The following is a 24,788-nucleotide window of genomic DNA, read 5'->3' as shown; positions in this document are numbered from 1 at the left end:
GGATTTCACGGATCGCGAGGATGTCGAATGGAGTGTTTATCGTCAGGCAGACGACTATGATCGCGGCATGCCGCCCTACGACCCGTCGACCTTCCCGCCCTTCGCTGTCACCGTCGACCTGGTCGTGCTCACGGTGCGCCGCCATGCGCTCTGCGCGCTGGTCGTACGCCGAGGGGAACCGCCGTTCCAGGGCCGGTGGGCGCTGCCCGGCGGATTCGTCCGGACCGATGAGGATCTCGGAGCGGCCGCGGCGCGTGAACTCGCCGAGGAGACCGGGCTCTGCGCCCATGATCCGGCGACTCAGACGACCCCGGCGGTGGGCAACGGCGCGCACCTCGAGCAGTTGGCGACCTACGGGGACCCGGCGCGTGACCCTCGGATGCGGGTCGTGAGCGTGGCACACCTCGCGCTCGCGCCGGACCTTCCCGCGCCCCGCGCGGGCGGCGACGCCAACAGTGCGCGCTGGGCCCCGGTCGGGGATCTGCTCCGCCCGGACAGCGACCCGGGCCGCGACGGCGATCAGCCGGCGCCGCTGGCGTTCGACCATGCGCGGATCCTCGCGGACGGGGTGGAGAGAGCCCGTTCCAAGATCGAGTATTCGTCGCTGGCCACGGCGTTCTGCCCGCCGGAGTTCACGGTCGGCGAGCTGCGCCGGGTGTACGAGGCGGTGTGGGGCGTGGTTCTCGACCCCCGGAACTTCCACCGCAAGGTCACCGGCACGCCCGGCTTCCTGGTGCCGTCCGGAGGGACTACCACGAGGCAGGGCGGCCGTCCCGCGCAGCTCTTCCGGGCCGGCGCCGCCACCGTGCTCAACCCGCCGATGCTGAGGCCCGAGGTCTGAGGCCCGAAGCCCGGTGCTGAGGCCCGAGGTCCAGGTCCGTGGCCCGGGGCCCGGGGCCTGATCCGTGGTCCGTGGCCCGTGAGGTCTGAAGCGGTGCGGGTCCGGAGCCCCGGGCGGCGAAGCCGCGCCCGGGGCGCGCGGCCCGACCCCCGCGGAACACCCGCCGGTCCACTGCTGCGCCAAAAGTCGCAATTGTCGCGTTATGTTGCTGCGGTACCCACCTGCCGCCGAGCGGTCTCACCTTCCGCGAGAAACGCGAGAGAAGCGATGCTCCAGGCCATCGGACTCACCAGCAAACCCCGCCGCGACGCCTCGCCCGCCGTGGGCGATCTGACCTTCGAGGCCCGGCCCGGCCGCGTCACCGCGCTGCTCGGTGCTCCGGGCTCCGGGAAGACCACGGCGCTGCGCCTGATGCTCGAACTCGACGCCGGGCGAGGTGTCACCTACTTCCGCGGGCGGCCACTGCACCGCATCGCCCACCCTGCGCGGGAGGTGGGCGTCCTTCTCGGGGACGTTCCCGGCCACCCCGCCCGTACGGCCCGCGGCCAGCTCCGTATGCTCTGCGCGGCCGCGGGGGTACCCGCCGCCCGCGCCGACGACGTGCTCGAAGCCGTCGGCCTCGCCGGACTGGGGGACCAGCGCATCGGCAGCCTCTCGGTGGGCATGGACCGTCGCCTCGCTCTCGCGTCCGCGCTTCTGGGGGACCCGCACACACTGCTCCTCGACGAACCCGCCGAAGACCTCTCGCCCCGGGAGAACAACTGGCTGTACGGGCTGTTGCGCGCCCACGCGGCCCAGGGGGGAACGGTCCTGTGCGCCGTCAGCGACCCCAAGGAGGCGGCCCGTACCGCCGACCGTGTCGTCACCATCGACGGCGGGCGGCTCGTCGCGGACCAGGACGTCGCCGACTTCTCCCGCACCCGGCTGCGCCCGCGCGTCGCCGTCCGGACTCCGCACGCGGCCCGGCTGGCCGCGGTCGTCACCCGCGAGGCACGCGCGGCGCGGCGCTCCGTCGAAGTGGTGACCGAGGCGGGCAGCCGTCTGTCGGTGTACGGCAGCAGTTGCGCCGAGATCGGGGACACGGCGTTCAGGCACGGCGTCCCCGTTCATCAACTCGCCGACGAGACCGGCGACACCGGACCGGTCGTCACCGGTGAAACGGGGACCGTGCCGCGGCAGGCCTCGTCCGCCGCCCGCTCCGAACCGCCGCCGGTGATCCCGGTGCGCCCCGCCCGAGGACCGCTGCGCCCGCTGCGCTACGAACTGCGCCGCCTGCTGGGCGTCAGGACAACGGCCCTGATCATGGCCGCTGTTCTGCTGGTGTCGGCCGGGCTCGCCGCTCTGCTCGCCCGCACGGACGGCACGCCGCTGCCGCATCTGCTGTCCGCGTGGCCCGCTCTGCTGCCGTTGCCCCCGGCCGCGCTCGGTGCCGGACTGATCGGGGCCCTCTCCTTCGGGGACGAATTCCGGTATCCGGCGCTGGCCGCGGGCCGTGGGACGGTTCCCCGGCGCCTCGGGCTGCTCCTCGCGAAGCTGGGCGTCACGGCCGGTACCGCCCTCCTGCTCGCGCTGCTCTCGGTGCTGTGCGACGCCCAGGTCATTCGCCTCGTGTACGGCCGGGAACTGATCGAGGTCCCGGCGAACGCCGCCCCGCTCGCGGCGAGTTGGGCGGGCCTCACCGTCGGCTGTGCCTGGGCCGGCCTGCTGGCCGCAGGGATCTTCAGGGTGACGGGTGCCGGAGTCGCCGCGGTGCTGGCCGTTCCGGTGCTCATCGTGCCGCTCGTCCGGAAGGCGCTGGAGGGACCGGTGGCGCGGTCGGCCGCGGGGCTCCCGGGAAGGCTGAGGGAGCTGGCCTGGTGGCAACTGCCGCACGAGGCGGACAGATGGGTCCTGGCGGTCGTGCGGGTGGTGGCACAGCCCGTGGGGACGGCGCTCGCCCTGTCGCTGTCGGCCCTGATCTGCGCGTATCTGTTCACCAGCCTGCGAAGCAGGGCTCGTTGGTGACCGCGATGTATCCGGTGGGCGGCTCAAACCCAGCAACTCCCTTGAAAATGCTCTTCTTGTGGCATTATGTCGTCAATTGAGGGGTGGGTGCCGATCACCCTTTCGTGTGCTTTTCACCAAAGACCTCAAGAGGCGGGCGCGCCGCGCCGACAAAGGATGCGTGAGTACCCTTGCGCACACCATGATGACCGCCGCCCGCTCCGCCGACTCCGGCCTCGCCGGCTCGGGCGAACTCGACCGCTACCCCTACACGGAGGCGCCGGCCGGCGAGCGCGCCGCGATCCGCTCGTGGGGCGGACCCGATTCCGAGCTTGGGCGGGCGAGCCGACGCGGGGCTGCCAGCCGAGGACGTGGCCTCCACGGCCAACTCGTTCAGCAGCTGGGCCAGATGATCGTTTCCGGAGATCTCGGCGCCGATCGCCCGCTCGTTCCCGAGGAGATCGGTCAGCGTTTCGAGGTCTCCCGTACTGTTGTGCGTGAGTCCCTGCGCGTGCTGGAGGCCAAGGGCCTGGTCAGCGCGCGCCCCAATGTCGGTACGCGGGTGCGTCCGGTCAGTGACTGGAATCTGCTGGACCCCGACATCATCGAATGGCGGGCCTTCGGTCCTCAGCGGGACGACCAGCGCCGCGAGCTGGCCGAGCTCCGCTGGACGATCGAGCCGCTCGCGGCCCGGCTGGCGGCCGGGCACGGACGTGAGGACATCCAGCAGCGGCTCGGCGACATGGTCGAGATCATGGGCCACGCGCTGGGACAGGGGGACGCGATCACGTTCTCCCGGGCGGATGCCGAATTCCACTCCCTGCTCATCCAGGCCGCGGGCAACCGGATGCTGGAGCACCTCTCCGGCATCGTCTCGGCGGCGCTGCACGTCTCAGGTGGCCCCGTCACTGGCTGTGACCGCCCGGCGGAGGCGTCGCTCGCCCACCACGCCCGCATTGTCGAAGCCCTCGCGTCCGGCGATTCCGCGGCCGCCGAGACGGCCATGCGCCAACTGCTCGTCGTTCACCCCGAGGTGGAGCGGGTGGTTCCCGCGCCGCGCGAGCACTGATCGCAGCACGGCCGGGGTGCATGGACCCTGTGCCGCCGGACCCTCCGGTCCGGCGGCACAATTGTGGGGGGATGTCACCCCTGGCACTGTTCGTCGCAAATGAGGTGTGACTCGGGCCACGCGGATTGGGCGTAACACTCCTCGAAACAGTGCGATGACTTAAGAGGTGACCGCCGCAGAAGGAATACAGCAGCCGTTCAGTGCGCTGTGCAGTTCTGAGGCCAAACCCGCGCCGTCGGCGACATCCCCAGTCGACGGTCGTCGGTTCCAGCCCTCTCGAGGGCCGGGCCGGAAGCCGTTTCCATCGTTCCGAGAGGTTGTTCGTGTCGGCCAGCACATCCCGTACGCTCCCGCCGGAGATCGCCGAGTCCGAGTCTGTGATGGCGCTCATCGAGCAGGGAAAGGCTGATGGGCAGATCGCCGGCGATGACGTGCGTCGGGCCTTCGAGGCTGACCAGATTCCGCCAACCCAGTGGAAGAATGTTCTGCGCAGCCTCAACCAGATCCTCGAGGAAGAGGGTGTGACGCTGATGGTCAGTGCCGCGGAGTCGCCGAAGCGCGCCCGCAAGAGCGTCGCAGCGAAGAGCCCGGTCAAGCGCACCGCCACCAAGACCGTCGCGGCCAAGACGACCGTGACGAGGACTGTCGCGGCCTCTGCCGCCCCGACGGCCGAGAGTGCGGACGCGGTGGCCGACGACGCCACAGCGGCCGCTCCCGCGAAGAAGACGGCAGCCAAGAAGACCGCTGCCAAGAAGACCGCCGCGAAGAAGACCGCGGCCAAGAAGACAGCGACGAAGAAGTCCGGCAAGCAGGACGACGAGCTCCTCGACGGTGACGAGGCGGCCGAGGAAGTCAAGGCCGGCAAGGGCGAGGAAGAGGAGGGCGAGGGCGAGAACAAGGGCTTCGTCCTCTCCGATGACGACGAGGACGACGCGCCTGCCCAGCAGGTCGCCGTCGCCGGCGCCACGGCCGACCCGGTCAAGGACTACCTGAAGCAGATCGGCAAGGTCCCGCTCCTCAACGCCGAGCAGGAGGTCGAGCTCGCCAAGCGCATCGAGGCGGGTCTGTTCGCCGAGGACAAGCTGGCGAACTCGGACAAGCTCGCGCCGAAGCTCAAGCGTGAGCTGGAGATCATCGCCGAGGACGGGCGCCGCGCCAAGAACCACCTGCTGGAGGCCAACCTCCGGCTCGTGGTCTCGCTGGCCAAGCGCTACACCGGCCGCGGCATGCTCTTCCTGGACCTGATCCAGGAGGGCAACCTCGGTCTGATCCGTGCCGTCGAGAAGTTCGACTACACCAAGGGCTACAAGTTCTCCACGTACGCCACCTGGTGGATCCGCCAGGCGATCACCCGCGCCATGGCGGACCAGGCCCGCACCATCCGTATCCCGGTGCACATGGTCGAGGTCATCAACAAGCTCGCGCGCGTCCAGCGCCAGATGCTCCAGGACCTGGGCCGTGAGCCCACCCCGGAGGAGCTGGCCAAGGAGCTCGACATGACCCCCGAGAAGGTCATCGAGGTCCAGAAGTACGGTCGTGAGCCGATTTCCCTCCACACCCCGCTGGGTGAGGACGGCGACAGCGAGTTCGGTGACCTGATCGAGGACTCCGAGGCGGTCGTTCCGGCCGACGCGGTCAGCTTCACGCTCCTCCAGGAGCAGCTGCACTCGGTGCTCGACACCCTCTCGGAGCGTGAGGCCGGCGTGGTCTCGATGCGTTTCGGTCTGACCGACGGCCAGCCGAAGACGCTGGACGAGATCGGCAAGGTCTACGGCGTGACGCGTGAGCGCATCCGTCAGATCGAGTCGAAGACGATGTCGAAGCTTCGTCACCCCTCGCGTTCCCAGGTGCTGCGCGACTACCTCGACTAGGCCGCGGACACACGGAGCCGGACACACAGGCCGAGGGCCCGGACCCCATGGGGGAGCCGGGCCCTCGGCCTGTGTGTCCGGATGCGGGCCCAGGAGCACTGGACGACGCTGGGTGGACCCTTGATCACCGCAGCGTCAGGAGCCTTCATGTTCCGTACCGTCGTCCGTGCCCTGCCCGGGGTACTCGCCCTGACCGCCGTGGCGGCCGTGGTGCAGCCCGGAACCCCCGCCTCGGCTGCCGCGGGCGGCATCATCATCGGCGGACAGCCCGCCTCCGTGGCCGACAGCCCCTGGGTCGTGGCCGTGTCGAGCCGTGACCGGTTCGGTGGAACGCGCGCAGGTCAGTTCTGCGGCGGGGTGGCGGTGGCTCCGACGAAGGTGCTCACGGCAGCCCACTGCCTGAGCGGAGAGGTGCTAGGCGGGGAGGCGGCCGACGTGGACGATCTGCGGATCATCGCGGGCCGGGACCGGCTGCGCGACTCCACCGGTCAGGAGATCGCCGTACGGGCGTCGTGGGTCAATCCCGGATACGACCGGGACTCCAACGCGGGTGATCTCGCGGTGCTCACTCTGGCGACTCCGCTGCCGAAGGGCAGCATGATCGAGATGGCTCCGGAGAGTGACACCGCCTATGCGGCCGGTACCGGTGCCGTCGTCTACGGGTGGGGCGACGTGAGCGGCAGCGGCGCCTATGCGTCGGCTCTGCGCTCCGCCGAGGTCGAGCTTCTGCCGGACAGCACGTGCGAGCGTGCCTACCCGGGCGGCCCGGAGGGCACGTACGACGCCTCAGCGATGGTCTGCGCGGGCGATCCGGAGGGCGGGCACGATGCCTGCCAGGGGGACAGCGGCGGGCCTCTGGTGGCCCGTGGGCGGCTTGTGGGCCTGGTCTCCTGGGGCAGCGGCTGCGGGCGCGCCGACAGCCCGGGGGTCTACACCCGGGTTTCCGCGGCCATGCGCTGGGCGGCCGGCCGGATCTGACCGGAAGCGGCGCGAAACGGCGAGAACGGGCGGTTCCCCCTCATCGGGGGAGCCGCCCGTCGGTCGGTCCGGGACCGGCCCCTGGCTCGTCGTGGATGCGAGGTGTCAGTGTTGTTCCTCTTCGGCGGCACTGGCCTGTACGGCGGTGAGCCGATCCGTCTCATCCTGTATTTCCGCGGCGATCTTCTTGAGTTCCGGCTCGAACTTGCGCCCATGGTGAGCGCAGAAGAGCAGTTCACCGCCACTGATCAGGACGACGCGCAGATATGCCTGGGCGCCGCAACGGTCACAGCGGTCTGCTGCGGTCAGCGGGCTCGCGGGGGTCAGAACAGTAGTCACGTCGCCTCTTCTCTAGCTCGACGAGCTGTCGTACCAGGGTCAACATCCAACCAGGCCGAAAACGTTCCCGCTCGTGGCTTTTCTTCGAAACTTCTTCTCAGGATGGCTGACTGTTGCCGGTTGGCGGCGAATGTGCCGTATTGCGTAGCGCTACGGTTTCGCGTTGCTTGTCTTGGACGGTCCGCCGGCTGGCTTGCCGGTTGTTCATGAGGACGTGCCCGGAGCCTAAATGGTTCATGCCTCGAAGGGAACGTGATGTGCACGTCACTCCAACGAATGATCGAACATTCATGCGAGCCTAGGAGTGGCTCGACTAGCATGAGGATTCCCCGAGGGTGGCGTTACAACCGCTCTACCAGGCCTCGGTAGGCTCTCAGCGGCAACCGAAGCCGAGCCCGTTACCCACTTGGGGCCCAAATGAAATTCAGCGAGGAGCGAACCGCGTGACCGCCGATACGTCCGTGCCGTCCACTGCGCTGCTGACCGGAGCAGGCGGCGTCGTAGACAGGGACAGCTCCAACTACACCGCGCGGCACCTTCTCGTACTCGAAGGGCTTGAGGCAGTCCGCAAGCGCCCCGGGATGTACATCGGGTCCACCGACAGCCGCGGCCTCATGCACTGCCTCTGGGAGATCATCGACAACTCCGTCGACGAGGCCCTCGGCGGCTACTGCGACAACATCGAGGTGATCCTCCACGACGACTCGTCCGTCGAGGTCCGCGACAACGGTCGTGGCATCCCGGTCGACGTGGAGCCCAAGACCGGTCTCTCCGGCATCGAAGTCGTCATGACCAAGCTGCACGCCGGCGGCAAGTTCGGCGGCGGCTCCTACGCGGCCTCGGGCGGCCTGCACGGTGTGGGCGCCTCCGTCGTCAACGCCCTCTCCGCCCGCCTGGACGTCGAGGTCGACCGCAACAGCGCGACCCACTCGATCAGCTTCCGGCGCGGGGTCCCCGGCATGTTCACCGAGCAGGGGCCGGACAGCCCGTTCGATCCCGCCAACGGTCTGCGCAAGGGGAAGCGGGTTCCGAAGACCCGTACCGGTACCCGGGTGAGGTACTGGGCCGACCGGCAGATCTTCCTCAAGGACGCCAAGCTCAACCTGGAGACCCTGTACCAGCGGGCCCGCCAGACGGCGTTCCTCGTCCCCGGCCTCACGATCGTCGTGCGCGACGAGCGGGGCATCGACGGCGAGGGCAAGACCGAGGAGACCTTCCGCTTCGACGGCGGGATCAGTGAATTCTGCGAGTACCTGGCCCAGGACAAGGCCGTCTGCGACGTCCAGCGCCTGACCGGCACCGGTACGTTCAAGGAGACCGTCCCGGTCCTGGACGACCGCGGACATATGACCCCGACCGAGGTCACCCGGGAACTGGGGGTGGACATCGCACTGCGCTGGGGCACCGGCTACGACACCAACATCAAGTCCTTCGTCAACATCATCGCCACCCCCAAGGGCGGCACGCATGTGACCGGATTCGAGCGCTCCCTCACCAAGACGGTCAACGAGGTGCTGCGCTCGGCCAAGCTGCTGCGCGTGGCCGAGGACGATGTCGTCAAGGACGACGCGCTGGAGGGCCTCACCGCGGTCGTCACCGTACGGCTCGCGGAGCCGCAGTTCGAGGGGCAGACGAAGGAGGTGCTCGGCACCTCGGCGGCCAACCGGATCGTCGCCAATGTGGTGGCCAAGGAGCTCAAGGCCTTCCTGACCTCGACCAAGCGGGACGCCAAGGCCCAGGCCAGGTCGGTGCTGGAGAAGGCGGTGGCGGCCGCACGTACGCGTATCGCGGCCCGCCAGCACAAGGACGCGCAGCGCCGCAAGACCGCGCTGGAGTCCTCGTCACTGCCCGCCAAGCTCGCCGACTGCCGCAGCGACGACGTCGACCGCAGCGAGCTCTTCATCGTCGAGGGCGACTCGGCCCTCGGTACGGCCAAGCTGGCCCGGAACAGTGAATTCCAGGCCCTGCTGCCGATCCGGGGCAAGATCCTCAATGTCCAGAAGTCATCCGTCTCGGACATGCTCAAGAACGCCGAGTGCGGCGCCATCATCCAGGTCATAGGAGCAGGGTCCGGACGGACCTTCGACATCGACTCCGCCCGCTACGGCAAGATCGTTCTGCTGGTGGACGCCGATGTCGACGGTGCCCACATCCGCTGTCTGCTGCTGACCCTGTTCCAGCGGTACATGCGGCCGATGGTCGAGGCGGGACGGGTCTTCGCCGCGGTGCCCCCGCTGCACCGGATCGAGCTCGTCCAGCCCAAGAAGGGCCAGGACAAGTACATCTACACGTACTCCGACGGCGAGCTGCGCCAGACCCTGCTGGAGCTCCAGCGCAAGAACGTCCGGTTCAAGGATTCGATCCAGCGCTACAAGGGTCTCGGTGAGATGGACGCCGACCAGCTGGCGGAGACCACGATGGATCCCCGTCACCGCACGCTGCGCCGGATCAACATCGGCGACCTGGAGTCCTCCGAGCACGTCTTCGATCTGCTGATGGGCAACGAGGTCGCGCCCCGCAAGGAATTCATCACCAGCTCGGCGGCGACGCTGGACCGCTCGCGCATCGACGCCTGAGGGTTCTCCACCCGTGGGTGGAGAGCGATTCTCCACCCACGATCAACCCCCGGGCCGATCCCACGTCCCCGGCGGCTCCGTAGCGTCGAAGGCGATGAACCTTCCCGCACCTCGGAGGCTGCCATGTCCGGGCTCTTCAACGTCCTGGTGATCGTCGCCGTCATCACTCCCGTCGTGGTCCGCCCGTTCCCGGCGCGGCGCGTCGCCGGGGACAGGCGCTGGTGGCTTCTCCCGGGTGTGCTGCTCGTTCTCGTGGCGCGGGAGGACGGACCGACCGATCCGCACCACGAGGCCCTGTCCATAGCGGTGCTCGTGTCCGGGCTCCTGGCCGGACCGGTCACCGGCGCCGGCCGGGGCTGGACGGCCCGGCTGCGGAGCGAACGGGACGGCACCCTGGGGAGCGCGGGCACCCGCGCCACCGTGTTCGTGTGGTCCGGCGCAGTGGCCCCGCGTGCGGCGCCGGCCGGGGCAGCCGTGCTGACGGGCATCCGCCGGGGCAGGGCCGCCGTGATGGCCGTCCTGTCGGCGATGCTGTTCGCACGCGGCGGCACCCTGGTGCGGTGGGCCCGGCCGATGAGTCTGCCGTACGGTGTCGCAGCCGCGGGCATATCGGCGCAGCCGGCCTGGAAGGACCGCGTGTGACCCGCAGCGCCTGGACGAGCTGGCCGTCACGGGAGGCTCTCGCCAGGATGAGCCGGACCCGCCCCCGGGCGGTGATCGCGTGGTCGGTGCGGCTGGCCGTCATGGCCGGTCTGCTGTGGAGCACGTACAGGAACACGGACTTCGGACCGTGGGGCATCGTGATCGCTCTGCTGGGTGTGGCCGGATGCGCGGTGGCCGCGCGGGCCTTCTTCCGCGCCACGCTGAACCACCGCCTGTGGCCGTCTCTGGGGCTGCTGGTGCTCCTGCTGCTGGTGGCGTTCGGGGCGCACGGAGCGGGGGCGGGGACGCTCGCCGCGGTGCTCTGGTGCGGTTGCGCCGTCACGGCCCTGGAGCGGCTTCCGCTCGGTGCGGCTGTGCCGCCCACGCTGGTGGCCCTTGCCGCCTATGCGCTCGTCGAGGGCGACGGATGGCTGACCACGGCAGTCACCACGGGAGGGCTCTGCCTCGCCGGGTATGTCCTGCGGCTCGACGCGGAGGCACGTGCCGGTGCCCAGCGGCTTCTGGAACAGGCGCGCGCCGCCAGGGCGGCTGAGGCGGAAACGGCCGCGCTGGACGAGCGTGCCAGGATCGCCCGCGAGATCCACGATGTGCTCGCCCACAGTCTCTCCGCGCAGCTCGTGCAGCTGGAGGCGGCGCGGCTGCTGATCGAGCGGGAACCGCCCGGCGCGTTCCGGGACCAGGTGCTGGACCGGGTGGTCGCCGCCCGGTCCAGGGCCGAGGACGGGCTCACGGAGACCAGGCAGGCGCTCTCCGCCCTGCGCGGTGAGATGACCCCCGTGGAGGACTTCCTGCGCCGGCTGGTGGCCGCCGAACCGGCCGAGGTGACGGTGCGGGGGGAGCGCCGGGGGCTGCCGGTGGAAGCCTCTCAGACGGTGAGGCGGGTGGCGCAGGAGGCGTTGACCAATACGCGCAAGCACGCGCCGGGGGCCGCCGTGCTCGTGACACTGGAGTACCTCCCGGACGCCGTCGCCCTGGAAGTACGCGATTCGGGTGGTTGCCGACCCGCCGACGAGCTGGCTGTCAGCGGCTCCGGCTACGGTCTGCTGGGGATGCGGGAGCGTGCAGAACTGCTCGGCGGGACACTGCGTGCCGGGCCGGGCGAGGAGGGGTTCGTGGTGAGTCTGCGGGTGCCCGCGTGAGTGCGCGGGTGGTGGTCGCCGACGACCAGTCGGTGGTCCGCGAGGGAATTGTCATGCTGCTGGGGCTGCTGCCCGGGATCGAGGTGATCGGATCGGCGAAGGACGGGGAGGAAGCGGTCCGGCTGGTCGCCGAACTCGCGCCGGACGTCGTGCTGATGGATCTGCGGATGCCCCGTTGCGACGGAGTGGAGGCGACGCGGCGGATTCGCCGGGAGCACCCCGGGACCCAGGTCGTGGTGCTCACGACCTTCGCGGACGACGACTCGCTCCTCTCGGCGCTGCGGGCCGGAGCGCGCGGCTATCTCACCAAGGACGCCCGGGGTGAGGAGATCGTCCGGGCCGTCGAGGCGGTGATGGCGGGCGAGGCCGGACTGTCCCCCACCGTGCAGCGGCGTCTCGTGGAGCGGGTCGCCGCGGCCCCGGTCCAGGACACGCGGGCCGGGCCGGGGGAGCTGCCGGACGGGCTGACACCCCGGGAGGCCGAGGTTCTCGTCCTGGCCGCCGAGGGGCTGTCCAATCCCGAGATCGCGCGCAGTCTGCACATTTCCCGGGCCACGGTGAAGACCCACATCAACAACCTCTTCGCCAAGACGGGAGTGCGCGACAGAGCTCAGGCGGTGCGCTATGCGTACGTTCGGGGACTCGCGCACCCGCCCGGTACGTCCGTCACCTGAAGAGGTGAAGCCGGGCGGAAGATGTGCCCGGGAGCCTCCCGGCCCGCCCGTGGCGGGCTGCGCGGCCAAGAAAGTACGCGGACAAGGAAGTTGTCCGGCGGAGACCCGCTTCCCCCTCCGCCTTGGTCGTCCATGACCTTCAAGGGCGGAGACGGAGACTGGCACACTGACCCGCGGCAGGAGTGGTCCAGGACTGTCGGGCAGGGGCCGGGAGCGGTCGGATACGCGCCGCCGCCGGCCCCTGCCCGGTCCTTCGGTTCAGTTCTTGCGGCTGGTCAGGTAGGTGTCGGTCACCCGCATTGCTTCCTCAGTGGCGCCCCGGCGGTAGAGCCAGTGGCCCACGACATCCATGGTGAACAGGGAAGCCTTCGGGAAGGAGGCCGCCATGCGGCGCGCGCCCGCCAGAGGGGTCGCCATGTCGTGGGTGGCGTTGACCACGAGGACCGGCGGGAGGCTGCCTCCCGCCTGGGCGGGCCGGGGCTTCGGGGGCATGGGCCAGCCCTGGCAGGCGAGGACGAAGTCCAGGGCCTGGGCGTTGTAACCGACGTGCGGGGCGGCTTTCGCGACCCGCTCGCGGATGGCCCGGTACTGGGCGTAGTCGCGGATCCGGAAGTCGTTGTCCCGGCACAGCACGAGCCGCGTGGCGATGTCGTGGCTGCCGCCGTCCAGCCAGCGGACCTCTCCCTTGCCGCTCTGCAGGGCGGCCAGCTGATCCGCCGTCTCCTTCGGCATCCACAGACTCAGCTGACCGGTGAGGAAGCCGGACAGCCGGTCGGCATCGACCTTGGTCCGCGTCGGCCCGTCAGGACCCGGATCGTGGAGCGTGCCCGCCTCGGCGCGGGCGAACAGCCGGTCGGTCACGGCTGCCAGGTCCTGGCCCTTCAGCGCGCAGGAAGCGTCCTTCTCGCACCAGTCCGCGACCCGCTTCAGGGTGTTGTTCACGGAGACGCTGCCGTCGGTGATGTAGCGCTCGGCACTCGGCCGGTCCGGATCCATCGCGCTGTCGAGGGCCAGCGCGCGGAGGTTCCCCGGGAACAGGCGCGCGTAGTGGTCGCCGATGGAGGTGCCGTAGGAGTGCCCGAGGAAGCTGATCCGGCGTTCGCCGAGGGCCGCACGGATCGCGTCCACGTCGCGGGCCACGCTCTCGGTATCCATATGGGCGGCGAGCGGGCCTGTCCCCTTGAGGCAACTGGCCGCGAACCGGCCGTTGAGCGTGCGCAGCTGCTCGAACTCGGCCGCGTTGCGGGGGCGGGCCGGGATCGAGTCGAGAATCGTCTCGTCACAGCGGGCGCCCCGGCTGCGGCCGATGCCGCGCGGGTCGAAGCCGATCATGTCGAAGCGCTGGAGCATGGCGGGGGAGTAACCCCCGAAGGGGTCGTCCGCGTACAGCGCGTCATCGGCTCCCGGCGCCCCGGGCCCACCAGGGTTCGACATCAGGACACCGATCCGGCGCGCGGGGTCGGTGGCCGGGTACCGGGCGACGAAGATGCCGGTCTTCGGGCCCTTCGGTTTCGACCAGTCCACCGGTACCTCGACCGTCGCGCACTGCGCCTTGGGGCTGGGGTCGGGGTAGGGCGGATCGCCCTTGGGGCAGGCGCCCCAACTGATCCCGGGGGCTGCGGTGGTGGCGGCCGCGGACGTCTTCTGGACGGCCGCCGCGCCGGGGACGGCCAGGACCGCGGAGGCCGACATGGCCAGGACGACGGAGAGAGCCCGCCGTTTCGTGTGCGGGTTAATGTTCACGCGCATGCTCGTGTTCATGCGCGTCACTGTTCCGGCCGCGCATGATGGCACTTCTACGGGTACATGGTGGGAACGTAACAACGGGGCTCCGGCGGACCCTCAAGTCCTCCTGGAACGACCGTGGTTCCGGCCGGGCCGACGACCGGACCCCTTGCGTGCCCGTGGTTCCGGCCGAGCCGCTGCCGGACCCACGCGCCGCGCGCAGGACCCGCGCGCCGGACCCCCCGCGCCGCGCGCAGGACCCGCGCTGCCCGGCCTTCCGGACCCCCGCGCCCGGCCTTCCGGATCGGCTCAGCCCGTGGCCCACGCGTAGCGGTGTTCCGGGCGGCCGGTCTCGCCGTATCGCAGGGTCAGACGGACCCGGCCGGTGCGCTCCAGCAGCTTCAGATAGCGCTGGGCCGTCTGCCGGCTCATCCCCGCGCTGTCCGCGATCTCCTGGGCGGAGAGCGGACCGCCGGCGGTCCGCAGTGCCTGCCGGACCAGTTCCGCCGTGGTCGGTGAGTGCCCCTTGGGGAGATCGGGTTCGCCCGCCGCCCACAGTGCGCCGAAGAGCCGGTCCACTTCGGCCTGTTCGGCCTCGCCGCCCTCGTCGAGGGCGTGGCGCAGTGCCGCGTACGCCTCCAGCTTGGTCCGCAGACCGGCGTACGTGAACGGTTTGACCAGGTACTGGAGGGCCCCGTGCCGCATCGCCGCCTGAACCGTGGCGACATCGCGTGCCGCCGTCACCATGATCACGTCGACATGGTGGCCGAGCGTGCGCAGTTCCCGTACCACCGCGAGACCGTTCCGGTCGGGGAGGTAGTGGTCGAGGAGGATCAGGTCCACGGGGACCTCCTCGGCCCTGGCGAGTGCCTCGGCCGCCGAGTGGGCCCGCGCGGCGACCCGGAAGCCGGGCACCTTGGCGACGTAGGCCGCGTTGATCTGCGCGACCCGGACATCGTCGTCCACGACCAGGACCTGGATCAACGGTTCTCTCCTGCCGTCGCCGCTTGTACAGGGGCCGGGTCCGGTTCGCCCAGGGCCTCCGGCAGCACGACCGTGAACACCGCGCCGCCCTCCGCGGACTCGCCGACGGCCACGCTGCCGCCCTGGCGCTCGGCCAGCCGGCGCACGAGCGCGAGCCCCAGACCACGTCTGCCGTGTGCCGGGAGCACCTTCGTCGACCAGCCTTCCGTGAAGATCGACTCGTACTGGGAGGGCGGCACCCCGGGCCCGCTGTCGTGGACCCGCAGGACCACCGTACGGCCCTCGGTCCGCAGTCCCACCTCGACCCGTGCCTCCTCGGACCCGGCCGCCGCGTCCAGGGCATTGTCGACAAGGTTGCCGACCACCGTGACCAGGCCCCGCGGATCCACCAGCCGGTCCGGCAGCAGCGAGCCGGGCGCCACGCGCAACGAGACGCCGCGCTCGGCGGCGACCGTGGCCTTGCCGACCAGCAGAGCGGCCAGCAGAGGGTCGTGCACCTTCTCGGTGACCTGTTCGGCCGTCGCCCGGTGTACCCCGACGACCTCCGTGACGAATTCCATGGCGTCCTCGTGCATCTCCAGTTCCAGGAGTCCGAGAAGGGTGTGCAGGCGGTTCGCGTGCTCGTGGTCCTGGGCGCGCAGCGCATCGATCAATCCCCGGGTGGAGTCGAGCTCGCGGCCGAGATGTTCGAGCTCGGTGCGGTCGCGCAGGGTCACCACGGCACCTCCGTCGTCGGTGGGCATCCGGTTGGCGAGCAGCACCCGGCTGCCCCGTACGGTCAACAGGTCGTCACCCACCACCCGGCCGGACAGCACATCCGTGGTCCGGCCCTCGCCCAGTGCCTCGTCGAGAGGGTGCCCGGCGGCGTCCGGACCCAGGCCGAGCAGGCGCTGCGCCTCGTCGTTCAGCAGCCGGATGCGCCCCGTCCGGTCGAGCGCGACAACTCCTTCGCGGATGCTGTGCAGCATCGCCTCGCGTTCCGTCAGGAGCGCGGAGATATCGGAGAACGCCAGGTCATGGGTCTGCTTCTGGAGGCGGCGGGAGATCAGATAGGCGGCCAGCGCGCCGACCGCCAGCGCCCCGCCCGCGTACGCGAGCAGCCCCGGGATCGCCGCGAGCAGCCGGGCACGGACGCTGTCGTACGCGATTCCGACCGAGACCGCGCCGACGACCCGGCCGGAGGTGTCGCGCAGCGGCACCTTGCCACGGGCCGAGCGGCCGAGCGTCCCGCTGTCGATCTCCATGATCTCCCGGCCCGCTAGCGCCTCGCCGGGGTCGGTGGAGACGACCTTGCCGATCCGGTGGACCTCGGTGTGCGACCAGCGCACCCCCCGGCCGTTCATGATCACGACGTACTCGGCGCCGGTCGCCCGCCGGATCCGTTCGGCGGCGGCCTGCACGGAGCCGTGCGGGGAGGGCTCCGTGGTGAGGAGCCCCGTCGTGATCCGGGGCTGAGCCGCCGTGCTCTGGGCGATGGCGAGGGCCCGGCGCATGGCCTGGTCGTCGAGCTGGGCGCTGAGCGGAGCCAGGAACAGGCCGGTGACCAGCACCGTGACGCCGGTGATGATGGTCAACTGCATGAGCAGCACCTGGGAGAAGACCCGCTGGGGCCAGCCGAACCGGCGCGGGCCCCGGGCGGTGGTCGTCGGGGTGCTCATCGTACGAACGGTAAAGGGGGTTCCGGCCCTTCCGGAAATTCCGGCGGACGGCCGGGTAGCGGATGTCCGGGGTAGCGGATGTCCGCCGCGGTTTCCCTCCGCGCCGCGCCGGGCCGCCGCACAGGACCGGGCTGCCGCCCCGCCCGGGACAGCTACACGGGACCGTGCGACCGCACCGGCTCGGGCAGGGGCTGAGGCGGGAGCGGGCCCCGGTACTGCCCGATGGGCCGCATCCGCAGCGGCCGCTCCGCGTACTCCTCCAGCGCGTGCGCGATCCAGCCCGCCGTCCGGGAGACCGCGAACACCGTCTCGCCCGCCTCCGCGGGCATGCCGCCGGCGACCGTGAGGACGGCCAGGGCCAGATCGACATTGGCGTGCAGGGGGGTATGGCGCGCTGCCGTGCTCACCACGTCGCGGGCCGCCGCCAGCACGCCGGCCGCCCGCGGCACCTCCTCCAGCAGGGCGAACAGCGTACGGGCGCGGGGGTCCTCACCCGTGTACAGCCGGTGCCCCAGGCCCGGTACCCGGCGGCCGGCCCGCAGATGGTCGGCGACGACGGGGGCCGCGCTGCCCCGCGCCACGACGTCGGTCAGCATCTGGTGGGCCAGGCCGCTCGCGGCGCCGTGCAGCGGTCCCTCCAGTACGCCGAGACCCGCCGAGACCACGGCGTACGGATGGGCGTGGGCGGACGCGGCGACCCGGGCGGCCAGCGTCGACGCGGCCAGATCGTGATCGATCAGCAGGGTCAGGGCGGTGTCGAGCACGGCGAGCGACGCCTCGTCGGCGGGCTGGGCGGTGAGCCTGGGCCACAGCTGCCGGGCGAGCGGACGGGTGCCGTCCGCACCGGGTGCGCCGTCGCCACCCCCGGTGACGGCGGTGGCCGGGGCGGCTTCCGCCGCGCGACGGCTCCCGCTTCCCGCCAACGGCAGAGCGCCCACCAGGGTGGGAATCAGGCTGCGGGCACTGCTGAGCACCGCCTGCGGCGAGAGGTCGAACCGCAGCGGATCGGCGGCGGCCGCCGCGATCACCGCCACCCGCAGCCGGTCCGTCGAACCGCTGTGCGGGGGCAGCGCGTCGACCGCCCGGCGCGCCGCAGCGAGAGCCGCCTCGGGCGCGGCGAAGCGGATACCCGGCCGGAGCTCGCCCGTCCACAGCCACTCGGCGACCTCCTCGTAGCCGTACCGCCGGGCGAGCCCGGTCGCGTCGACGCCGCGGAAGTAGTACCGGTCCGGCTCGATGAGGGTGATGCCGGTACGGAAGACGAGGTCGCCGTCGGCCGGTGCGGGCTCGCGGCGCCCCGTACGCCGGATCAGCGCCTCGACCTCGGCGGCGTCGAACGTGCTGCCGCGCCCTCCGGGGACGCGCCGGCTGCTCAGCTGCCCCCTGCTGACGTACGCGTAGACCGTCTCGGGCTTCACCCCCAGCAGCTCGGCCGTCTCCCGCGTGGTGAGCCGCCGGTCACCGGGCGCGTCCGCCGTGCCGGAGCCGGAGCTGGTGCCGGAGGAACGGTGGCCGTGATCGCTGCCGGGGGCCTGCGCTGCGTGATCCGTCATGGCGCCCACCGTATCCATGCATCGGTCAAGTTCACCGGGCCTTACACATTGATTCAATCAATATTGACAGAAATTAAGTCAAGCATGGACAGTCGAATCAATATTCAAAGCCACGGAGGAGTGACCAGAGATGACGGCCATGACCCGGAGCACCGCTCCGCTCGACGTACCCCGTGGCCTCGCGGGCGTCGTCGTCACCGACACCGCCCTCGGAGATGTCCGAGGCCGCGAAGGCTTCTACCACTACCGGCAGTACTCGGCGATCGAGCTGGCGCAGACGCGCAGCTTCGAGGACGTCTGGTACCTGATGTTCCACGGGGAGCTGCCCGACCGGGCCGCCGGCGCGGACTTCGCCGCTCGCACCGCGGCCCTGCGCCGGCTGCCCGCCGAGGTGCGCGAGGCGCTGCCCGCCATCGCCCGCGCCGGCGCCGTCTCGGGCCCGCTCGCCGGACTGCGCACCGCACTCTCGCTGCTCGGGGCCTCGGCGGGATTCCGCCCGGTGTACGACATCGGGGCCGGCCGCCGCCGCGACGACGCGCTCGCCGCCTGCGCGGCCGTACCGACCGTGCTCACCGCGCTGTACCGGCTCGGCCAGGGTCTCGAACCCGTGGAGCCGCGCGAGGACCTGCCGTACGCCGCGAACTACCTGTACATGCTGACCGGTTCGGAACCGGCCGCCGCGAACGTCAGGGCCGTCGAGCAGTACCTCATCTCCACCGTCGACCACGGGTTCAACGCCTCGACCTTCACCGGCCGGGTCGTCGCCTCCACCGGCGCCGACGTGGCCGCCTGCCTGGTCGCCGCCGTCGGCGCGCTCTCCGGACCGCTGCACGGCGGAGCGCCCAGCCGGGCCCTGGACACACTGGACGCGATCGGCACCCCGGACCGTATCGACGGCTGGATCCGCGAGCAGGTGCTCTCGGGCGCGCGCATCATGGGCTTCGGTCACCCCGTCTACCGCACCGAGGACCCGCGCTCGCGCATGCTGCGGGGCATCGCCCAGAGCTTCGGCGGCCCGCTCGTCGACTTCGCGGTCGAGGTGGAACGCCAGGTGGAGGCCATCCTCGCCGAGCTCAAGCCCGGACGTGAGCTGCACACCAACGTGGAGTTCTACGCGGGAGTCGTCATGGAGCTGTGCGGGCTGCCGCGCGAGATGTTCACCCCCACCTTCTGCGCGGCGCGTGTGGTCGGATGGAGCGCCAATATCCTGGAGCAGGCGGAGGACTCGAAGATCATCCGCCCGGCGGCCCGCTACGTCGGCACGCCCCCGCCCCAGCCGGTCCCGGCACCCTGACGACATTCCGAGGAAGGCCCCCGTTGACCCCGACCCGCAGCCCGCAGATTCCGGTCGTCGTCCTGGCGGGTTTCCTGGGATCCGGCAAGACGACGCTGCTCAACCATCTGCTCCGCAACCGGGCGGGCAACCGGATCGGCGTGATCGTCAACGATTTCGGAGCCATCGAGATCGACGCCATGACCGTCGCGGGCCAGGTCGGCTCGACGGTCTCGCTCGGCAACGGCTGTCTGTGCTGCGCCGTCGACGCGAGCGAACTCGACACCTTCCTGGAGACGCTGACCCGGCCCTCCGCCCGCCTCGATGTGATCGTCATCGAGGCGAGCGGTCTCGCCGAACCCCAGGAGCTCGTACGGATGCTGCTGGCCAGCGACAACCCGCACATCCGGTACGGGGGACTGGTCGAGGTCGTGGACGCCGCCGAGTTCGGGCGGACCAGGGAGCGCCATCCCGAGATCGACCGCCATCTCGCCGTCGCCGATCTCGTGGTGCTGAACAAGACCGACCGGGTGGACGAGGCGGAGCACGCCCGGCTGCGCGGAAGCGTCGCGGAACTGGGCAGCCGGGCCGCTGTCATCTCCGCCGTGCACGGCCGTATCGATCCCGGACTGCTCTTCGACCCCGTGCTGAGGCCGGACCACGAGGACGGGGCCCGGCAGCTCACCTTCGAGGATCTGTTCCTGGACGAGTGCCAGGAGGGGGAGGCCGGGCACGCGGGCCACCTGCACGCGGCGTACGAGAGTGTCGCCTTCACCTCCCAGGAGCCGATGGACCCCCGCCGGTTCCTGGAGTTCCTCGACTCCAGGCCCGAGGGCCTGTACCGGATCAAGGGGTTCGCCGACTTCGGCGCGGGGGACCGGGCGAACAAGTACGCCCTGCACGCGGTGGGCAGGTTTCTGCGCTTCGTCCCCCAGCCCTGGTCGCGGGGGGAGCAGCGGCTCACGCAGCTGGTCCTGATCGGTTCGGGCATCGACGCCGAGGCGCTGCACAAGAAACTCGCGGACTGCCGGACGCGAACGGGCGACGCCACGGACAGGCCCCGTCCGGACGTGTCACCGGACGCCCCGCGGAGCGCCTCGTACGGCACCCGGCCCGAAGACGCCCCGCACGACGCGGACCGGCCGCATGACGACCGGCCGCACGACGACCGCCCGCATGACGACCGCCCACACGACGCGGACCGGCCTCATGAGGACCAGGAGCAGCACGAACGCAGCATGTGGGGCGTCCTGAGATACGTACAGCGGCCGGCCGAGGCGCCCTGAGCGCCGTCCCGTGATCCACGCCCGTCAGGACCGGGACCACGGGACAGCCCCCGGCGCGACGGCCGGCCGCCGCGCCGTCACACGGGTCCGGCGATCACCGCCACCGGCTGGAGCAGCGGTGTGCCCGAACCGTCGCGTCGCGGATCCGGAGCGGGCAGCTGTGCCGGAGCGCCGTTCTTCTGGGCCGCCCGTGCCGGGACCGCGCCCGCCCAGGCGAACACCAGGATGTCCTCGCCCTTCAGGAACCGCTGGCAGCGCACCCCGCCGGTCGCCCGGCCCTTGCGCGGGTACTGGTCGAACGGGGTGAGCTTCGACGTCAGCTCCGAATCGTCCAGCGTGCCGTGCGAGCCCGCGACCGTGAACACCAGCGCGTCCGCCGCGGGATCCACCGTCGTGAACGAGAGCACCTCCGCCCCGGCCGTGAGCTTCACTCCCGCCATCCCTCCGGCGGGCCGGCCCTGCGGGCGTACCTGCGCGGCCGGATAGCGCAGCAACTGCGCGTCGGAGGTGATGAAGACCAGGTCCTCCTCGCCCGTACGCAGCTCTGTCGCGCCCACGATCCGGTCACCGTCCTTGAGGGAGATGACCTCCAACTCGTCCTTGTTGGCCGGGTAGTCGGGCACCACCCGCTTCACCACTCCTTGGAGCGTGCCGATCGCCAGGCCCGGTGAGGACTCGTCCAGGGTGGTGAGGCAGATCAGCTCCTCGCCCGTCTCCAGGGTCAGGAACTCCGAGATCTGTGCCCCGCCGGAGAGATTGGGGGCCGCGTGGGTGTCCGGCAGCTGGGGCAGATCGATCACCGCGATCCGCAGCAGGCGCCCGGTGGACGTCACCGCCCCCACATCGCCGCGGGCCGTGGCAGGGACGGCCGACACGATCACGTCGTGCTTGGCACGCTTGGCGTCCTCGGCCACCACGATCGGGTCACCGGTGGCCGTGCGGGCCAGCAGACCGGTCGAGGAGAGCAGCACACGGCACGGGTCGTCCGCGACCTCCAGCGGTACGGACGCGACCTGCGAACCCGCCGACTCCAGCAGCACCGTGCGCCGGTCGGTGCCGAACTTCTTCGCCACCGCGGCCAGCTCGGAGGAGACCAGCTTGCGCAGCTCCGCGTCGGACTCCAGGATCGCGGTCAGCGCGGCGATCTCCTCGCTGAGCCGGTCGCGCTCGCCCTCCAGCTCGATCCGGTCGAACCGGGTGAGCCGGCGCAGCGGGGTGTCCAGGATGTACTGGGTCTGGATCTCGCTCAGCGAGAAGCGCTCCATGAGCCGCTCCTTCGCCTGCGCCGAGTTGTCGCTGTCCCGGATGATCCGGATGACCTCGTCGATGTCGAGCAGCGCGACGAGCAGGCCCTCGACCAGGTGCAGCCGGTCGCGGCGCTTGGTCCGGCGGAACTCGCTGCGCCGGCGCACCACCTCGAAGCGGTGGTCGAGATAGACCTCCAGCAGCTCCTTGAGGCCCAGGGTGAGCGGCTGGCCGTCGACGAGCGCCACGTTGTTGATGCCGAAGGACTCCTCCATCGGCGTCAGCTTGTAGAGCTGTTCCAGCACGGCCTCCGGTACGAAGCCGTTCTTCACCTCGATCACCAGGCGCAGTCCGTGCGCCCGGTCGGTGAGGTCCTTGACGTCCGCGATGCCCTGGAGCTTCTTCGCGGAGACCAGGTCCTTGATCTTGGCGATCACCTTCTCCGGGCCGACGGTGAACGGCAGTTCGGTGACGACCAGGCCCTTGCGCCGCGCCGTCACGTCCTCCACGGCGACCGTCGCCCGGATCTTGAACGTGCCGCGGCCGGCTGTGTACGCGTCCTTGATGCCGCCGAGCCCGACGATCCGGCCACCTGTGGGCAGGTCGGGTCCGGGGACGAAGCGCATGAGCGTTTCCACGTCGGCGCCCGGGTGCTTGATCAGGTGGCGGGCGGCGGCGATGACCTCGCCCAGGTTGTGCGGGGGCATGTTGGTGGCCATGCCGACCGCGATTCCGGACACCCCGTTGACCAGGAGGTTCGGATACGCGGCGGGGAGGACGACCGGTTCCCGCTCCTGGCCGTCGTAGTTCGACTGAAAATCGACGGTGTCCTCGTCGATGGCTTCGGTCATCAACGACGTGGCATCGGCCATCCGGCACTCGGTGTACCGCATCGCGGCCGGCGGGTCGTCATTGCCGAGCGAGCCGAAGTTGCCGTGTCCGTCGACGAGGGGGAGCCGCATCGAGAACGGCTGTGCCATCCGCACCAGCGCGTCGTAGATCGACGCGTCCCCGTGCGGGTGCAGCTTACCCATGACTTCGCCGACCACACGGGCGCACTTCACATAGCCGCGGTCGGGGCGGAGCCCCATCTCGTTCATCTGGGACACGATGCGGCGGTGCACCGGCTTCATGCCGTCGCGGGCGTCGGGCAGGGCCCTGGAGTAGATCACCGAGTACGCGTACTCGAGGAAGGAGCCCTGCATTTCGTCGACGACGTCGATGTCGAGGATCTTCTCCTCGAAGTCGTCCGGCGGCGGGGTCTTCGTGCTACGGCGGGCCATCGCGGCTGCGACTCCTTCACGGATTCTGATCGGGCAACCTGAGGTTCTGACGCGGACCATTGTGGACCGCCGCACTGACAACGCCGACCTCGACCCGTCCGAAGCGGTCCGAAGCGGCCCCACAGGACCCGGCACGGGTCCCGGTTGCGGCAGCATCTACAGCAACATCGACGGAACGGGAACTTCGCCAGGTGTCGGTGCGCTTGCTTACAGTGGCAGGTCTGGCAGGAAATCCAGTATCGCGATCGAAGGGACGTACATGCCCATGGGTCACACGGCCACAGCACAGGCCGGCTCCGGCGGCTTGACGGCGACCGAGCACCGCCTGGCCAACGGTCTGCGGGTGGTGCTCTCGGAGGACCATCTGACCCCGGTCGCCGCGGTCTGTCTCTGGTACGACGTCGGTTCGCGCCACGAGGTCAAGGGACGCACAGGCCTGGCTCACCTTTTCGAGCACCTGATGTTCCAGGGTTCGGGCCAGGTCAAGGGGAACGGGCACTTCGAGCTCGTACAGGGGGCCGGTGGCTCGCTCAACGGGACGACCAGCTTCGAGCGGACGAACTACTTCGAGACCATGCCCACCCATCAGGTGGAGCTGGCTCTCTGGCTGGAAGCCGACCGGATGGGCTCCCTCCTCGCCGCCCTCGACGAGGAGTCCATGGAGAACCAGCGCGACGTCGTGAAGAACGAGCGGCGCCAGCGCTACGACAACGTGCCCTATGGCACCGCGTTCGAGAGGCTGACCGCCCTCGCGTACCCGGAGGGCCACCCGTACCACCACACCCCGATCGGCTCGATGGCCGACCTGGACGCCGCGACCCTCGAAGACGCGCGTACGTTCTTCCGCACGTACTACGCCCCGAACAACGCGGTGCTCTCGGTGGTCGGCGACATCGACCCCGAGCAGACGCTGGCCTGGATCGAGAAGTACTTCGGCTCCATCCCCTCCCACGACGGCAAGCAGCCGCCGCGCGACGGCACGCTGCCCGAGGTGATCGGGGAGCAGCTGCGCGAGGTGGTTCGGGAAGAGGTCCCGGCGCGTGCGCTGATGGCGGCCTACCGGCTGCCGCACGACGGCACCCGGGCCTGCGACGCCGCGGACCTGGCGCTGACGGTGCTGGGCGGCGGCGAGTCGTCCCGGCTGCACAACCGTCTGGTCCGCCGTGACCGTACGGCGGTGGCCGCCGGATTCGGGCTGCTGAGGCTCTCCGGAGCGCCCTCGCTGGGCTGGCTGGACGTCAAGACGTCCGGCGGCGTCGAGGTGCCGCAGATCGAGGCGGCGGTGGACGAGGAGCTGGCGCGGTTCGCCGCCGAGGGCCCCACGCCCGAGGAAATGGAACGGGCCCAGGCCCAGTTGGAGCGCGAGTGGCTGGACCGGCTCGGTACGGTCGCGGGCCGCGCCGATGAACTGTGCCGGTACGCCGTCCTGTTCGGCGACCCGCAGCTCGCCCTGACCGCCGTGCAGCGGGTGCTGGACGTCACCGCCGAGGAGGTCCGGGCGGCCGCCGAAGCGGCGCTGCGTCCCGACAACCGGGCGGTGCTGGTCTACGAGCCGCTGGAGCCGGCGGCCGACGAGACCGCCGACGACACCGAAGGCACCGACGCGCCCGAGGGGGCGGACAAGTGAGCGACGCCGCCGCGACTGGAG

Annotated in this window: 18 protein-coding genes; 12 read left to right on the top strand and 6 right to left on the bottom strand. The window is 70.8% G+C overall.

What is annotated here, in order from left to right:
* Positions 1-67: 67 nt before the first annotated feature.
* From ACIGJO_RS09095 to ACIGJO_RS09075, 5 genes are all read left to right on the top strand, one after another.
* Positions 68-841, top strand: coding sequence for an NUDIX hydrolase (locus tag ACIGJO_RS09095; RefSeq protein ID WP_399954265.1), 774 nt, complete (start codon positions 68-70; stop codon positions 839-841).
* Between the two features lie 267 nt (positions 842-1,108).
* Entirely contained in the window at positions 1,109-2,845 is a 1,737-nt protein-coding gene (locus ACIGJO_RS09090) for an ATP-binding cassette domain-containing protein (protein ID WP_399954262.1), read from the top strand.
* A 160-nt stretch (positions 2,846-3,005) separates the two neighbouring features.
* A complete protein-coding gene (locus ACIGJO_RS09085) occupies positions 3,006-3,893 on the top strand; it encodes a FadR/GntR family transcriptional regulator (RefSeq protein ID WP_266924647.1) in 888 nt (295 codons plus the stop codon).
* A 323-nt stretch (positions 3,894-4,216) separates the two neighbouring features.
* The gene (locus tag ACIGJO_RS09080; protein WP_399954258.1) at positions 4,217-5,764 is read left to right on the top strand and encodes an RNA polymerase sigma factor; all 1,548 of its coding nucleotides are present in this window, start codon (positions 4,217-4,219) and stop codon (positions 5,762-5,764) included.
* 147 nt (positions 5,765-5,911) lie between these two features.
* A complete protein-coding gene (locus tag ACIGJO_RS09075; RefSeq protein WP_399954256.1) occupies positions 5,912-6,742 on the top strand; it encodes a S1 family serine peptidase in 831 nt (276 codons plus the stop codon).
* A 105-nt stretch (positions 6,743-6,847) separates the two neighbouring features.
* On the opposite strand, the gene ACIGJO_RS09070 is transcribed toward ACIGJO_RS09075, so the two are convergent.
* Positions 6,848-7,081 (bottom strand): hypothetical protein, encoded by a 234-nt coding sequence (locus ACIGJO_RS09070; RefSeq protein ID WP_073721947.1) that lies wholly within the window; start codon positions 7,079-7,081, stop codon positions 6,848-6,850.
* A gap of 443 nt (positions 7,082-7,524) precedes the next feature.
* On the opposite strand from ACIGJO_RS09070, the gene ACIGJO_RS09065 reads away from it, so the two are divergent.
* The 4 genes from ACIGJO_RS09065 (at position 7,525) to ACIGJO_RS09050 (ending at position 12,133) form a co-directional block, all read left to right on the top strand.
* Positions 7,525-9,657 carry a type IIA DNA topoisomerase subunit B gene (locus tag ACIGJO_RS09065; protein WP_266924651.1) on the top strand — a complete coding sequence of 711 codons (2,133 nt, stop codon included), beginning with the start codon at positions 7,525-7,527 and terminating at the stop codon, positions 9,655-9,657.
* Between the two features lie 123 nt (positions 9,658-9,780).
* Positions 9,781-10,299 carry a DUF1453 domain-containing protein gene (locus ACIGJO_RS09060; RefSeq protein WP_399954253.1) on the top strand — a complete coding sequence of 173 codons (519 nt, stop codon included), beginning with the start codon at positions 9,781-9,783 and terminating at the stop codon, positions 10,297-10,299.
* Positions 10,296-11,459: a sensor histidine kinase gene (locus ACIGJO_RS09055; RefSeq protein WP_399954251.1), complete on the top strand. Its 1,164-nt coding sequence runs from the start codon at positions 10,296-10,298 to the stop codon at positions 11,457-11,459. The genes ACIGJO_RS09060 and ACIGJO_RS09055 overlap by 4 nt, the downstream gene beginning before the upstream one ends.
* A complete protein-coding gene (locus ACIGJO_RS09050; protein ID WP_399954249.1) occupies positions 11,456-12,133 on the top strand; it encodes a response regulator in 678 nt (225 codons plus the stop codon). Before ACIGJO_RS09055 ends, ACIGJO_RS09050 begins: the two co-directional genes overlap by 4 nt.
* Positions 12,134-12,391: 258 nt before the next feature.
* On the opposite strand, the gene ACIGJO_RS09045 is transcribed toward ACIGJO_RS09050, so the two are convergent.
* From ACIGJO_RS09045 to ACIGJO_RS09030, 4 genes are all read right to left on the bottom strand, one after another.
* On the bottom strand, positions 12,392-13,894 hold the full coding sequence (locus ACIGJO_RS09045; protein ID WP_399954247.1) for an alpha/beta hydrolase: 1,503 nt from the start codon (positions 13,892-13,894) through the stop codon (positions 12,392-12,394).
* Positions 13,895-14,167: 273 nt separating this feature from the next.
* Complete coding sequence (locus ACIGJO_RS09040; protein WP_399954245.1) at positions 14,168-14,842, bottom strand: response regulator; 675 nt, start codon at positions 14,840-14,842, stop codon at positions 14,168-14,170.
* Positions 14,839-16,500, bottom strand: coding sequence for an ATP-binding protein (locus ACIGJO_RS09035; RefSeq protein ID WP_399954243.1), 1,662 nt, complete (start codon positions 16,498-16,500; stop codon positions 14,839-14,841). Before ACIGJO_RS09035 ends, ACIGJO_RS09040 begins: the two co-directional genes overlap by 4 nt.
* A gap of 152 nt (positions 16,501-16,652) precedes the next feature.
* Positions 16,653-18,053: a citrate/2-methylcitrate synthase gene (locus tag ACIGJO_RS09030; RefSeq protein ID WP_399954239.1), complete on the bottom strand. Its 1,401-nt coding sequence runs from the start codon at positions 18,051-18,053 to the stop codon at positions 16,653-16,655.
* A gap of 139 nt (positions 18,054-18,192) precedes the next feature.
* Between ACIGJO_RS09030 and ACIGJO_RS09025 the strand changes: the two genes are divergently transcribed.
* On the top strand, positions 18,193-19,347 hold the full coding sequence (locus tag ACIGJO_RS09025; protein ID WP_399954561.1) for a citrate synthase/methylcitrate synthase: 1,155 nt from the start codon (positions 18,193-18,195) through the stop codon (positions 19,345-19,347).
* A gap of 23 nt (positions 19,348-19,370) precedes the next feature.
* Positions 19,371-20,612: a CobW family GTP-binding protein gene (locus ACIGJO_RS09020; protein WP_399954236.1), complete on the top strand. Its 1,242-nt coding sequence runs from the start codon at positions 19,371-19,373 to the stop codon at positions 20,610-20,612.
* A gap of 77 nt (positions 20,613-20,689) precedes the next feature.
* Here the strand turns inward: ACIGJO_RS09020 and ACIGJO_RS09015 are convergent, their stop codons facing one another.
* Positions 20,690-23,140, bottom strand: coding sequence for a DNA topoisomerase (ATP-hydrolyzing) subunit A (locus tag ACIGJO_RS09015; RefSeq protein ID WP_399954233.1), 2,451 nt, complete (start codon positions 23,138-23,140; stop codon positions 20,690-20,692).
* Between the two features lie 259 nt (positions 23,141-23,399).
* Between ACIGJO_RS09015 and ACIGJO_RS09010 the strand changes: the two genes are divergently transcribed.
* Positions 23,400-24,767: a M16 family metallopeptidase gene (locus ACIGJO_RS09010; RefSeq protein WP_399954230.1), complete on the top strand. Its 1,368-nt coding sequence runs from the start codon at positions 23,400-23,402 to the stop codon at positions 24,765-24,767.
* The last annotated feature ends 21 nt before the right edge of the window (positions 24,768-24,788 follow it).

This window comes from Streptomyces sp. NPDC079020 (assembly GCF_044542225.1).
Taxonomy (GTDB): Bacteria; Actinomycetota; Actinomycetes; order Streptomycetales; family Streptomycetaceae; genus Streptomyces.
This window is presented reverse-complemented; position numbering and strand designations above follow the sequence as displayed.